This is a genomic window from Pseudomonas sp. GM25 (assembly GCF_000282255.1).
Lineage (GTDB): Bacteria > Pseudomonadota > Gammaproteobacteria > Pseudomonadales > Pseudomonadaceae > Aquipseudomonas > Aquipseudomonas aphyarum.
On the sequence record NZ_AKJQ01000054.1, the window covers coordinates 39777 to 52674 of the forward strand.

At 63.8% G+C, this 12898-nt stretch carries 11 protein-coding genes; 2 read left to right on the plus strand and 9 right to left on the minus strand.

What is annotated here, in order from left to right:
- Positions 1 to 27: 27 nt before the first annotated feature.
- On the minus strand, positions 28 to 873 hold the full coding sequence (locus tag PMI24_RS21665) for a sulfotransferase family protein (protein WP_007957686.1): 846 nt from the start codon (positions 871 to 873) through the stop codon (positions 28 to 30).
- A 137-nt stretch (positions 874 to 1010) separates the two neighbouring features.
- A complete protein-coding gene (locus PMI24_RS21670; RefSeq protein WP_007957687.1) occupies positions 1011 to 2606 on the minus strand; it encodes a glycosyltransferase family 39 protein in 1596 nt (531 codons plus the stop codon).
- A 242-nt stretch (positions 2607 to 2848) separates the two neighbouring features.
- Here PMI24_RS21670 and PMI24_RS21675 point away from each other — a divergent pair, with 242 nt between their 5' ends.
- Positions 2849 to 3436 carry a phage tail protein gene (locus PMI24_RS21675; protein WP_007957694.1) on the plus strand — a complete coding sequence of 196 codons (588 nt, stop codon included), beginning with the start codon at positions 2849 to 2851 and terminating at the stop codon, positions 3434 to 3436.
- A gap of 56 nt (positions 3437 to 3492) precedes the next feature.
- Positions 3493 to 3804 carry a DUF6916 family protein gene (locus PMI24_RS21680; protein ID WP_007957696.1) on the plus strand — a complete coding sequence of 104 codons (312 nt, stop codon included), beginning with the start codon at positions 3493 to 3495 and terminating at the stop codon, positions 3802 to 3804.
- Between the two features lie 9 nt (positions 3805 to 3813).
- Here the strand turns inward: PMI24_RS21680 and PMI24_RS21685 are convergent, their stop codons facing one another.
- The 7 genes from PMI24_RS21685 to PMI24_RS21715 all read right to left on the minus strand — a co-directional run bounded on the left by PMI24_RS21685 (position 3814) and on the right by PMI24_RS21715 (position 12850).
- Positions 3814 to 4302 carry a GNAT family N-acetyltransferase gene (locus PMI24_RS21685; RefSeq protein WP_007957698.1) on the minus strand — a complete coding sequence of 163 codons (489 nt, stop codon included), beginning with the start codon at positions 4300 to 4302 and terminating at the stop codon, positions 3814 to 3816.
- A gap of 11 nt (positions 4303 to 4313) precedes the next feature.
- Positions 4314 to 6410, minus strand: coding sequence for an HlyD family efflux transporter periplasmic adaptor subunit (locus tag PMI24_RS21690; protein ID WP_007957700.1), 2097 nt, complete (start codon positions 6408 to 6410; stop codon positions 4314 to 4316).
- A complete protein-coding gene (locus tag PMI24_RS21695; RefSeq protein ID WP_007957701.1) occupies positions 6411 to 7730 on the minus strand; it encodes an efflux RND transporter periplasmic adaptor subunit in 1320 nt (439 codons plus the stop codon).
- Positions 7727 to 8506, minus strand: coding sequence for an efflux RND transporter periplasmic adaptor subunit (locus PMI24_RS21700; RefSeq protein WP_007957702.1), 780 nt, complete (start codon positions 8504 to 8506; stop codon positions 7727 to 7729). Before PMI24_RS21700 ends, PMI24_RS21695 begins: the two co-directional genes overlap by 4 nt.
- Before the next feature lie 271 nt (positions 8507 to 8777).
- Entirely contained in the window at positions 8778 to 10229 is a 1452-nt protein-coding gene (locus PMI24_RS21705) for an efflux transporter outer membrane subunit (protein ID WP_007957703.1), read from the minus strand.
- Entirely contained in the window at positions 10226 to 11296 is a 1071-nt protein-coding gene (locus tag PMI24_RS21710; protein WP_007957704.1) for an HlyD family secretion protein, read from the minus strand. Before PMI24_RS21710 ends, PMI24_RS21705 begins: the two co-directional genes overlap by 4 nt.
- Before the next feature lie 18 nt (positions 11297 to 11314).
- Positions 11315 to 12850 (minus strand): MFS transporter, encoded by a 1536-nt coding sequence (locus tag PMI24_RS21715; RefSeq protein ID WP_007957705.1) that lies wholly within the window; start codon positions 12848 to 12850, stop codon positions 11315 to 11317.
- Between the last annotated feature and the right edge of the window lie 48 nt (positions 12851 to 12898).

Genomic DNA, 12898 nt, shown 5'->3' on the forward strand with positions numbered 1-12898 from the left:
TTGACGCATCAATGAAAAACGCCGCGATCAGCTGATCGCGGCGTCGGACTTCATACGAATGACATTGGCAGCGCTGGCTGAGCCATCGAGCCAGAAGGACAAATCGGCGTATTGCTTGAACAGGTCCGGCGGCAGAATCGTGCGCCGCGACTCAAGGGCGACCTTGGGCTTGACCTTGTGCAGGCCGGCCACGCCCAGGGCCTGGTCGAACTCCGGCGCGTCATAGGCCAGGTGCTCGAAATCGTGCTCGAACCAGGGTTCGCCGATGAAGTCGTAGACCAGCCGCAGCACCCGCTCCGGGGCCTGGGTCAGCAGGTCGTAATCGACGATCAGCAGCGAATCGGCGTGCTCGCCGTAATAGGCTTCCTTGAGCGCCGCCCAGGCGAAACCCACCAAACGATTGCGCTGAGCCAAAGTCTCGCAGCGGCTGTAGACAGTGTTGCGCTCGACCGCATCGCCGAACAGTTTGGTGTTTTCAAAAGGATTGGCGCGGTACAGCCGCTCGAGGCTGTCCATCACCCAGGCGACGTTGCGCACACAGGCGATGACCTTGGCTTGAGGGAACAGGTCGTTGATGGCCGGCAGTCGCGCGGACCACTGGCGGTTTGTGTCGAACACCACCGGTTTGGCGGCCTTGTCGGCGTAGTAGGAATCGAACAGGCCGCGCAACAGGCGGCGGCGCATGTCGGTGTCGATCACCGCGCCGAATTCACTGCCGGCACTGCATTGTTCAAGGACCCCGGCGAACAGCGCGCCAACCGGACTGGTCATGCCGGCATGAAAGCGCGGGTTCTGCAGGAGGATTGCAGAAAGGAGGGTAGAACCTGAGCGCGGCAAGCCGGAGATAAAGTGGAACTGCTGCAATCCCTTCACCGTATTTGTAAGTCCTTTTGTCCCACGAGCGTAGTCCAACAATACCCTTTCGACTAGTAGTGTTTTGATATCAAAACAGAGCAAAACGGACTTAAAAACCTCGTATTTATCGCGAATAAAATGGTGAAGCGTTTAAGTCAGTTTTCTCCCGATCCATTGGGCGCCTGCAACGAAAAAAGTCGCGCTTTCGCCCCGCCCGCCTGCACCTGGTCCCGCAGCTGCCAGGTCGCAGGCAGGGGCAGAAATGGATCGGGTACTTCCACGTCCAGATCACCAATCAACCAGACCCGGGCACTGTCCTTCGGCAGGTCTCCCAACCGATCCAGATAAACCCCATCGGACACCAGCGTGCCAAAGCCGTAGTGGTTCGGGCGGGTCGAGCGCCCCTCGACGGTGGGCGGCGTAAACAGCCGGACTTGAGCGTCTGTACGGTTGTAATAGACGTAACTGAGGTACCAGAGCATGTCGCTGGTAACGATCCGGTCGCCGCTGGTGAAGTGGCGGTTGACGTAATCGACCATGACGTTGAACTGATCGTTGCGATCGACCGTGGCGTTGTTGTTCAACCCGATCATCTCGACCCCGACCAGCGACAGCAGCACCGCCACCGCCATCACGCGCACGCTGGTGTAGAGCCGGTCGATGGCCAGCGCTGCCAGCATCGGCAGGCCCAGCGCGTAGGCGGTCAGGTAACGCTCGATGAACACCGGCGTGACGAAGGACACGGCGAACACCAGCAACAACGGCACGCCGGTGTAGACCGCCAGCAGGACGCTGCCATGGTTCACGCTGCGATCCCGGGCGACGGCGACAGCCGCCAGCACCAGCAAGGCCAGCGGCACACCGCCGAACAGCAGCAACGGCAACTGCTCGCCCTCATCCTGGATCAGCCACAGCCAGATCATCGACGGCAGCGAAGACAGGGTCACCGGATCTTCCCAGCCCACATCGCCGCCGGCCTTGAGCGCGTCCATGTGTTGCAGCAGGTCAATCAGGTTCGGCAACCACGGCAGGTAGAGCACGACGATGGCCAGATTGGCCAGCCACCAGTCTTTGCGCTGGAGATGCTTCAGGCGATAACCCGGCAACAGCCGGATCAGCCCCAGATACAGCCAATGGCTCAGCGCCGCCAGCACGGCGAAATAGTGGGTGTACAACGCCGCCGTCATCAGCAGCGCGTAGATCAACAGATAGCGGTGACGCTGCGGGCGCCGGATCCACTTGACCAGCACCAGCGTCGCGCCGATCAGCAGCAAGCCAAGCAACGCATACATGCGCACTTCCTGGCTGTAGCGCACCGCCGTCGGCAGCAGCGCCAGCAACACCCCGGCGATGATTGCGGCGCGGCGGGTGGCCAGCCGGTCGACCAGGCTCACGCCGAGCCCGACCGTGGCGATGCCGGCCAGCGCACTGAAACTGCGAATGGCCAGCAGGCCGTCGCCGAACACGCCGATCCAGCCGTGCAGCAGCATGAAATACAGCGGCGGGTGCACGTCGAACGCGGCGTGTGTCCAGATCCCGCCCAGCGAATAGCGCGCCAGCAGCAGGCTCGAACCTTCATCGCCCCAGATCGCGGCAGCGGTCAGGTCATAAAAGCGCACCACGGTGGCCAGCAACAGGATCGGTATCAACCAGTGCTCGCGCGCCCAGCGCAACAGGCGCCGGACACCGGCATTCGGTGCAGCGAACGGGTCCTGGGTATCCCCCAGCGGTGTCTCGCGAAGGACCTCCATCAACCTCCCCTCAGCGTTTTTTGCGAACTCGATTTGCGTCATTGACTGCGAACACTGTAGGCCAGCGCCGAAGTCGACGCGCGGCCGTGACGACGTCCGGCAAGTCCGTCGATCCGGGTCTACGCTACGGCTTGGCGTGACCTGCCCGCGCAAAAGGAAGGAGTCAGCAAAACGTTTCGACCGGCCCGACAACAAGGGCGACCGCGCGGCGCGCCGACCACACAACAGAAGGATGAGGAACCATGGAAGTCTTTATGGGTACGATTCAACCGTTCGCCTTCAACTTCGCCCCGAGTGGCTGGGCCTTGTGCAACGGGCAAATCCTGGGCATCTCGCAATACCAGGCGCTGTTCGCCTTGCTGGGCACTTACTACGGCGGCAATGGCACGACCAACTTTCAACTGCCCAACCTGCAAGGTCGCGTGGCCGTCGCACAAGGCACCGGACTGGGCCTGACACCGCGCGTCATCGGTCAGGTGTACGGCACCGAAAGCGTCACCGCCACCATCGCCAACATGCCCAACCACACTCACGCGATGACCGGGCTCACGGCCAACACGGCCTTGTCGCTGGCCGTACCCGCCAGCAATCCGGCGACGGTGCCGACCGCCACCAACTCGTACCTCGGCGCGTCCGGCGGCGGCCCTGGTTCGGCGAACATTTACTCCGACGCCCAAGGCGCCACACCGGTGCCACTCAAGGGCGTGACCACCACCGTCACCGGGGACATTTCCTCCACCGGCGGCAGTCAGCCACTGCAAGTCTTGAACCCGGCCCTGGTCCTCAACTTCAGCGTTGCCCTGAACGGCCTGTTCCCGTCGCGCAACTGATCAAACGCCGGGGGCTTCACCGCCCCCGGCCGTTCTTTTTTCACTGGAGTCAGACCATGCTGCAAGCGGTTCAGATTCAACACGTCCAGCCGTTGCTCGGACAACAACGCACGCTGCACCTGCCCGATGGCACGGCATTGCCGATTCGGATCGAGCACCTTGATGAGGTCCCCGCCGCGAAAACCCGCTACAGCGAACGCATGCCCTTCTGTCTCGAATTCAACAGCCTGGTGCCGACCGGGTTCGTCGACGGTTTATGCGCGCTGGAGCTGCCGGAACTCGGCCGGGTGGAGGACATTTTCGTGTCGCGGGTGCCGGCGATGGGCCGGGATCCGCAACTGGGTTATTTCTGCATTTCCTTCAACTGAGATCCCGCCTCACTGCGGGTACCACACCAACCGCTCCGCCGCCGGATTGCGCTCTTCCACGGCAAACCCCAGCGCCAGGTAATGCTGGCGCGCATGGGGGTTGTTGGCCCAGACCACCGTCGCCACCGGGCAGCGCACTTGCTGCGCGGCTTTTTGCACGCCTTGCAACACGGTTCGTCCGTAACCCTTGCCCCGGGCCTGGGGAATGAAGGCGAGGTATAACACGCGGATTTCATTGACGCCGAAATCGGTGCTGAGTGCGCCGATGGATGTGCCGAGTTTTTCCACGATGTAGTGCATGGCATTCGGATGATTTTCACCCATGCCCTGCTCCTGCACCTGAAACTGCTGGGCAACGATTTGCTGCACCTGTTCCTGCTCGCCGTCGATCCATTGCAGATCCGGCCGCGCCGATTGATACAGGCTGTGCAGAAAGGGGCCGTCAGTCGCCCGCGAAGGCCGCACCACCAATCCGTCCGCCGCCAGGTTTTCCGTCATCTTCATGCTCCCTAGAAACCGCTTTCCCTGACCCCCAGCGCCGCCATCCGGCGCCAGGCCACGCCGAGCACCGATTCGCCGCTGCCCTGCAACACCACCACGCCGCGCAGCGGCTGCACCGGGGTCGGTGCCTGATCCAGCGTAGTCAAACGCACGCCGTATTGCGCCTGCACCGGTTCTGCCCGTTGCTGCTGATCGCGGCGCACGGCAATCGGCCCGTGGTGATCGGAAGTCAGCGCTTCCTGATCGACATAGGCCACACCGTTGGTGTCGATTTCATTGAGTTGCACCGCGATGGCGGCATGCATCGGGTCGTCGGCGATAAACCGCCCGGTGGCGCCGGGCTTGACCCGCCACAGTTCGGCTTCGGGCAGGTAACCGCGCAGTCGCGTGCCGTCCTCGACCACCCGCGCCAGCGCGTCCTTGCTCGACAGCCAGCGGCCCGACGTCAGGTTCGGCAGCAGGTCACGCACGGTGCCGGCATGAGGTGCGCGCAACAAAAGGCGTTCACGTTGAGCAGTCAGGCCACTGTATTCCGCCACCGCTTCGGCAAGGCGTTGCTCGACGATGCCGGCGTCGGCAGCGGTCTCACTGCGGCCAGCCTGACGGCGCATCAGCAATTGCTGGATGCGGATTTCCCGGCGGACGATGGCCTGCCGCGAATCGAGATCGGGTGATTCCAGCTCGATCAGCACGTCGCCCTGAGCCACGGTCTGACCATCCGCCACCTTCACGGCTTTGACCCGCGCCGCCGTCGGCGCGTGCAAGGCACTGGCGCGACCGCCCTCGAGCATCGTCGGCAATTCCACCGAGCTGCGCCACGGCACGATCAGCACCAGCAACAGGCCGAGTACCGCCAGACTGCTGAGCAATACCCGGGGACCGTGAGCCTGTTCGCGGCGGCTCCACCACTGGCGCCACTCACTCATGATCGGCAGAAAGATGAACCACACCAGTTCCACCAGCATCAGGAAGATCCCCAACACCTTGAAGAACAAGTGATAGACCGCCAGCGCGATCCCGAAAAACAACGCCGCACGCCATAACCACGAGCCATACCCCCAGATCAGCAAACGCCGCTGCATCGTCGGCGACCAAGGCTCCGGCGCCGGAGCGCCATAGCCGAACAGAAACTCCCGCAACCGCCAGCGACACAGGGCAAACGCCCGGCCCTGCAGGTTGTCGACTTCCCATAAGTCGCTGAGCAGAAAGTAACCATCGAAGCGCATGAACGGGTTCAGATTGACCACCAGCGTGGTGATCCACGTCGCGCTGGCGAGCATGAACGCCGCCGTGCGACCGGGCCCGTCCGGCAGGAACGACCAGACCAGCAGCGCAAGGCTCGCCAGCAACAATTCCGCCAGCACGCCACCGGCACCGATCAGCAGTCGCGCACGTCGGTCATTGACTCGCCAGGCATCGCTGACATCGGTGTAGAACATCGGCAGCAAGACCATGAACGCCACGCCCATGCTTTGCACCCGACACCCGGCGCGCTTGGCCATGAACGCATGACCGAACTCGTGACAGAGCTTGGCGAAGAACAGCGCGATGCCGAACGCGATCGCGCCGCCCAGGCTGAACAGATGCGGAAAGGTGCCGACGAACCGCTGCCAGTCCCGCGACACCAGAAACACCCCGAGTGCCAGCGTCGCCGGCAGGCCGTAGCGCAAAACCTTGGGACCGAAGCGTTCCAGCCACGGCCAGGCACGGTTGAGAAAAGCGTCCGGGCGCCACAGTGGAATGCGGAAGAACAGGTATTGATGCAGCAGGATTTTCCACAGGCTCTGGCGTTGTACGAGGGCCTTGAGCCGATAACTGGCGCGCTGTTGCTCGTCGAGGGCACTGATCAGGTCGTGACCGCGCAGGAACTCCAGCAGTTGCGCCAGCTCGTTGCCGTCCAGAGGCAAACCCGGTTCACGGTTGGCGGCGCGCAGCACTTGTTCGGGATCGCCCAGCGACCAGTGGCGCAACAGGCGCATGGCCGCCGCGCCGAGTTTGAAGTAGCGCCCGCGCACCGGGTCGGCCAGGGTCCAGCGCGGCGAACCGTCCAATGCAGGCGCCGCGGGCGACAATTGCAGGTCGGCACGCAGGCTCGGCAGGGTCATTTACAGGCCTACGCTCTGACGCAGCCCGGCGAGCGGACGCCGCAGCAGGTACAAGGCCAGCGGCGCGCGGTCGCCGAAAATTTTGGCGGTGCCGCGCAGGCCGATACGCGGCGGGGCGTCGGCGAAATTGGCGTCCAGCCGATAGGCCAATTGCCCGCCGGCGGTGGGCTGCGCCTCGTAGGCCGAACGTTCGAGGGTGGCGAGGTGGCGTTGCAGCGGATCGCTGTCGAGAAACAGCGCGACTTCGGCGCCCGGCTCCAGTGAGATGGCGTCGCCCACGGCCAGCTCGATACGCAGTTCGGCCTGGCTCGGGTCGGCGATTTCCATCAGCCGTTCGCCGGTCTGCACCGGTTTGCCGGTCCAGCGCTCGGCATCGGCGAACACCGCAATGCCGTCACGCTCGGCGCGCACTTCGCTGCGGTTGAGCAGTTCGCGGGCGTAGTCGCGTTCGGCGCGCTTCTGTTCGGCGCGGGCGGCCAGCAGATCGACCCGGGAGCTGGATTCAGCATCAACGAACGAGCGCTGGGAATTGGCTTTGAGTTCCGCTTCGGCGACCCCGAGCGCACGCTCGGCAACATCGGCCTGAGCCTTCAGCGTCGTGCTTTCAAAGCGCAGCAACAAATCACCGGTTTTCACGCTCTGGTTGGGTTTGACCAGAAACTCGGCGATCACCCCGTCCAGCGGTGCGGCGACAACGCGCCCGCCCTGAGGCACCACTTCGGCGGGCGCCAGCACCGACTGGCGCACCGGGATCAACAGCCCGAGCAACAACACCGCGACCAGCGCCACCTGACGTTTGCGGGTCCAGCGCAGCCGCCATGGCTTGCGCGGCTGCAACGCCAGCCAGGCATGGCTGTAGGTGTCGCCCAATTGCGACAGCAACACTTGTTCAGAAGGGTTCCACGGCAGATCACGGGCCAGCCACAAACCGCCGAACACCTGACCCTGACGGTCGATCAACGGCAGCCAGAACACTTGCATGGCCGACAGACTGCGCCAGTCGGCCTGGATCGATTCGCCGACCATTTCCGTCGAGATCACCCGCGCCTGTTTCAGCACATCCTGCTTGAACAACTGCGCCACAGCCTGCTCGACGAACGCAACGAACGGCGCATTCGGCTCCACCGCGCTGACCCCGGTCACCGCCTGCACCTTGCCGGCGATCAACAGCGCCGCATGGCGGAAACCGAACAGCGACTGGCCGTCATTGACCAGGCTGTAGGCCAGTTGCGAAATGTCTTGGGCGGCGCGGGTCTGCCGTTCGAGATCGAGAAACCGCGCGAATACTTGCTCGGCGGCGCCGCTCACCGGGGCGTTCACTTAAGCTCCGGAAAGCGCGCGGTGCCGCTCATGCCGGCGAGCAGGCCTTTGGCTTCGGGGAGTGTGGCGACCAGCAACAGGGTCTGGCTGCCTTCATCGATCCGCGCACCGAGGCGTTTGACCGTGGCGTCGATCGGCTGACCGGTTTCATCGGGCACGAAGCTGAACGACTGACCGGGCTTGAGCCTGGCCATCCAGCGCGACGGCACCAACAGATGGATTTCCAGGGTGCGGTTGTCGACCACATCGAGCAGCGGCGCACCGGCCGGCACGCTTTCATAACGCTGCACCTTGCGTTCGACCACTTGCCCGTCGAACGGCGCGACCACGCTGCAGCGTTTGACCTGGACTTGATAAACCTGGGATTGCGCCTGGGTCTCGCTGACCTTGGCCTCGGCCCGGGCCACTTCGAAACGCCCGACGGAATTGAGCGCCGCCAGTTGCCGGTTGTGCGCCAGCTCTTCACCGGCGCCACGGCTGGCGGCCTGCGCGGCATTCAACTGGGCCTGATAGGCCGAACAGTCGAACCGCGCCAGCGTATCGCCCTTCTTGAACGACTCGCCCTCGCTGAACGGCAACTCGACAATTCGCCCCGACAACTCGCTGGCCAGCGTCGCCTGATCCCGCGCCCGCAACACACCGCGCGCTTCACTGCTGGCCGACGCATTCGCCGCCCCGCCGCTATCCAGCAGCGGATCGTCTGGCGCGGGCGTTTGAGCCTGAACTGCACACGTTACAAAGGTCAATCCGACAACCCAATCACGAAAACGCCGCATAACCGTTACTCCCTGACGGATGCTCGGAGTCTACGACAGCGGGGATTAGCGTCAAGCGAAAGGCCATCATTCGTCTCGAGGTGGGCGCTTTCGTCGCTTACAAACTTTAGGGAAGTTTCCTACGCGTCTTTCCAAAGGGCCGTTATTGCCGATTTATCGTTCGTTGCTTACTCTCGCCGCACTCAACCCCATACGTAGCGATTCAGTTCGCTGGCAGTTGGGGTAAAGAAACCGGCCTCGGCCGGTTTTTTTATTTTTTGCGCTCATACACTCAACGCTGCGCCATCTCCCCCACCGGATACACCGACTCCCATCCCCCGCCCAACGCCCGGTACAACCCGACCATCGCCAGTGAAACGCCGGTGGAGCTTTCCACCCATTGTTCCTGGGTGGCGAGCAGTGCGCCTTGCACGGTGAGGACGTTGACGAAGTCGACCACGCCTTCGACGTATTGCTGTTGCGCGGTGCGCAGGGCGATCTGGTTCTGGCGCACGGCTTCGGCGAGGCTGTCGCGGCGGCGCTGGCTGGCGTTGTAGGCGGTCAGTTGGTCGTCGATTTCGTGCCAGGCGCGCAGGACGGTCTGTTGATAACCGATTGCCGCTTCCTGCTGTTGGGCTTCGCGCAGTTGCAGCACGCCGCGCAGGCGGCCGCCGTCGAACAGCGGCAGGCTGAATTGCGGGCCGATGCCGAAGGCGCGAGAGCCCCAGGAACCGAAATCACTGAGCTGCATGGCTTGCGAGCCGAGATTGCCGGACAGGGTGATACGCGGATAGAAATCGCCCTTGGCCACGCCGATGTTGGCGGTGGCGGCATGCAACCGGGCTTCGGCCTGGCGGATGTCCGGCCGGCGCTCGGCGAGTTGCGACGGCAGGCCGATGGCGACGGTCAGCGGCGACTGCGGCACTGGCGCGTCTGTGGATAACTCTTTCGCCAGCGCCTGCGGCGGTTCGCCCATCAACAGGCTGATGGCGTTGATCAGTTGCGCCTGACGTTGTTCCAGTGCCGGCAACCGTGATTCGATGGCTGCCACTTGCGCGGCCGCTTCGGCGACGTCGAGATCGGTGGCCACGCCGTCGTTGAGGCGCAGTTGCGAGAGCTTCAGGCTGTGCCGTGCGACATCGAGGTTCTGCTCGGTGACGGCGCGGGTGTTCTGCACGCCGCGCAGCTGAATGTAGTTCTGCGCGGTATCCGCGAGTACCGCCAACAGCACGCCGCGACGATCATTTTCCGCGACTTCGAGGTTGGCATCGGCGGCTTCGGTTTCCCGGCGCACGCGGCCCCAGAAGTCCAGTTCCCAGGAAGCGGAGAAACCGGCATCCCACAGGTTGAAGGCAGAATCGCCGTTGTGCCCGGACGGATCGTTCAGGCCTTCGCCGCTGTTGCGCTTGCGGGCGTAGCTGCCGGTGGCGGCGGTCGCCGGATAACGGTCGGCGGTGATCACCTGACGGGCGGCGCGGCTTTGTTGCAGGCGGCTGCTGGCCAGTTGCAGGTCAAGGTTGCTGCGCAAGGCGCGCTGGGTCAGGGCCGAGAGTTGCGCGTCGTGAAAGACTTCCCACCAGCGCTCGTTCAAGGGTTCGCTGACGGCTTGGCTGGGTGCGCTTTTTGACGGTTTGGCCCACCCGGCAATCTGCGTGGCTTCGGGTTTCTGGAAATCCGGGCCGACGGTGCAGGCCGCCAACGCCGACAGACTCAGGACAACCGTCATGGACTGAAAGCGCTTCATCGCTGCGTCACCTCACGCACCGACGTCATCGAGCTTTCGGTGTCGATGCTCGCCTCCACCGACATCCCCACCCGCAAGCGTTCGGCCAATGGCTGGCCCGGATCCAGCAAAACCTTCACCGGAATCCGCTGCACAACCTTGGTGAAGTTGCCGGTGGCGTTGTCCGGTTTGACCGCCGCGAAGGTCACGCCGGTGGCCGGGGCAATACTCTCGACGCGGCCGGTGAGGGCTTCGCCGCCAAGGCTGTCGACCCGCACGATAACGTCCTGCCCCGGCTGTACGTCGGTGAGCTGGGTTTCCTGGAAGTTGGCGACCACATAGGCCTGCTTCAACGGCACCACCGCCAGCAGTTTGCTGCCCGGCGTCACATAGGCGCCAACCCGCACGGCGCGCTCGCCGATCATGCCGTCCTGGGGCGCGGTGATGCGCGTGTAGGACAGCTCGAAACTGGCGATTTCCAGCGCGGCCTGAGCGTGTTTCAAACTGCCTTCGGCGGCATCGCGCTGCGCCGTCAGAATCTCGACCTGCTTACGTTCCGCTGCCAGTTTTGCCGTGGCCGTGTCCAGCCGCGCAGAGGCCTGATCGATCCGGGTGCGCGCCTGTTGCGCGTTCTGCACGGTGCCGGCACCGACGCCTGCGAGGTGGTTATAGCGGTTCAATTCCTGCTGGGCGAAGGCCATTTCAGCCTTGGCCGAAACCACCGAAGCCTGCGCCTGAGCGATCACCGAAGTCTGGCGCTCCAGGGTGGCTTTGGCGTTCTGCAACTGCGCGCGGGCCACCAGGGTTTGCGCGTCGGCGGCCTCGGCAGCAGCGCGCAAGTCGCGGTCATCGATCAGCGCCAGCAACTGCCCGGCCTTGACCTGCTGGTTGTCTTCCACCAGCACTTCTTTGATGAACCCCGCCACACGCGGCACCACCAGGGTGAAGTCGGCAGAAACGAATGCATCGTTGGTGTTCTGCTGGGTGCGCTTGCCGAACAGGCCCGGCATCGCCAGATACACCAGCACACCGACCGCCAGCGCAGCGGCCACAGCCACCGCGAGTTTTTGCTTTGCTTGAGTCGTCATAAAAACCTTCTGTTCCAGTCAGGTCGGCGCGCGCGGCGGAAAGATCCGCGTCGGCAGCCAGAAAATCAGCAGGATCAGCGCCACCGCGACGCCAGCCATGCACAGATAAAGATCCGAAGAAGTCAGCACCACCGCCTGTTCGTGCAGGCGATGGGCGAGGCCGGGGTCGTTGCTCGCGGCCAGCGGCGAGTTGCCGAGGCGATCGACCAGCATCGTCGAGTGAAAATGCAGGCGCGAAGTGGTCAGCGCCTCGATCACGCCAGTGGCGACCACCGCCGCCAGGCCTTTCACGGTGTTGAACCACGCCGAAGCGAACGGCCCGTCCTGCGGCTGGATGCTGCCGGTCGACAGCATCAGCAACGGCAACACCGCCATCGGCTGGCCGAAAATCTGCAGCCATTGCAGGACATAGAAGTCGTCGCGAATCCATTCCGAGGTCAGCTGCGAACCACCCAGACACGACAGCGTCAACATGCTCAAACCGATGCCGAGCACCCAGCGGCAATCGACCCAACGCAAGTTGCACAACGCCGCCACCAGCGGCAGCGCGATCAACTGCGGCAATGCCGCGATCAGCATGATCGGCGCGGTCTGTACCGGGCGGTAACCCTGCACCTGAGCCAGGTAACTCGACGGAATCAGTACCACCGCCAGCAGCACCACCAGCACGCCGGCCAACGTCATCAACGCGAACGACAGGTTGCGAATGCCGAGCATCTGTAGCTTGAAAAACGGAATCGGCTGCGACCATTCATTGATCAGAAACGCCACCAGCAACAGCGAACCGGCGCCGAGCAAAGCGCAGATCAGGTTCGACTCGAACCAGTCCAGGCGATTGCCCTGCAACAGGCCGATCACCAGCATGCAGATCGCCGGAAAGCCCAGCAGCAGGCCTTTCCAGTTGAACGACTTGAGGCGTTCCAGACGCAACGGATCCTGCGGCAAGCCGTACGCAACAGCGGCCATGGCGATCAGGCACGGCACGATGATTTGCCAGAACGTCCACTGCCAGCCGAAGTATTCGGTCCACAACCCGGCCAGCGGCGTACCGAGACCGGGGCCGAAGGTGGCGGTCAGGGCGTAACCGGCCAGACCGTAAAGCTTGACGTTGGCCGGCAGAAACCGCAGCGCAACGGTCATCAGCATCGGCGGCAACGCGCCGCCGGCCAGACCTTGCAGGATGCGCATCAGCAGCAGGCTTTCGTAGTTCGGGGCGAACGGGCAAAGCACCCCGAGCAGGGTGAACACGCCGATGGCGCACAGAGTGAAACGACGCAGGGAAAAGGTCACCGAGCACCACGGCGCGAACGCCATGGCCGCCACCGAGGTCGCGGTGTAGCTGGCGACCAGCCAGGTGCCTTCGTCGTAGCCGATGCTCAGGGCGCCGCGAATGTCGGCCAGGGCGACCTTGGTCACCATCTCGTTGAGACCCGACACCAGCACCGCCAGCAGCACGCCGACCAGACCGATGATGATCCGCGCCCCGAACACCGGTGGCGCGGCTGCCATCGGAGCGGCAGCGGCAATCGGTGCCGTGACCGTCAAGGATGTCATGCAAGCAAACTCCGGAGGGAAAAATACCGGAGCATCTTAGTCAGGCTT

What these genes read in the sequence shown, in the direction of transcription:
- PMI24_RS21690 (WP_007957700.1), bottom strand. Translation starts at nt 6,410, where the DNA reads ATGACCCTGCCGAGCCTGCGTGCCGACCTGCAATTGTCGCCCGCGGCG.
- PMI24_RS21700 (WP_007957702.1), bottom strand. Translation starts at nt 8,506, where the DNA reads ATGCGGCGTTTTCGTGATTGGGTTGTCGGATTGACCTTTGTAACGTGT.
- PMI24_RS21675 (WP_007957694.1), top strand. Translation starts at nt 2,849, where the DNA reads ATGGAAGTCTTTATGGGTACGATTCAACCGTTCGCCTTCAACTTCGCC.
- PMI24_RS21710 (WP_007957704.1), bottom strand. Translation starts at nt 11,296, where the DNA reads ATGACGACTCAAGCAAAGCAAAAACTCGCGGTGGCTGTGGCCGCTGCG.
- PMI24_RS21670 (WP_007957687.1), bottom strand. Translation starts at nt 2,606, where the DNA reads ATGGAGGTCCTTCGCGAGACACCGCTGGGGGATACCCAGGACCCGTTC.
- PMI24_RS21685 (WP_007957698.1), bottom strand. Translation starts at nt 4,302, where the DNA reads ATGACGGAAAACCTGGCGGCGGACGGATTGGTGGTGCGGCCTTCGCGG.
- PMI24_RS21680 (WP_007957696.1), top strand. Translation starts at nt 3,493, where the DNA reads ATGCTGCAAGCGGTTCAGATTCAACACGTCCAGCCGTTGCTCGGACAA.
- PMI24_RS21715 (WP_007957705.1), bottom strand. Translation starts at nt 12,850, where the DNA reads ATGACATCCTTGACGGTCACGGCACCGATTGCCGCTGCCGCTCCGATG.
- PMI24_RS21705 (WP_007957703.1), bottom strand. Translation starts at nt 10,229, where the DNA reads ATGAAGCGCTTTCAGTCCATGACGGTTGTCCTGAGTCTGTCGGCGTTG.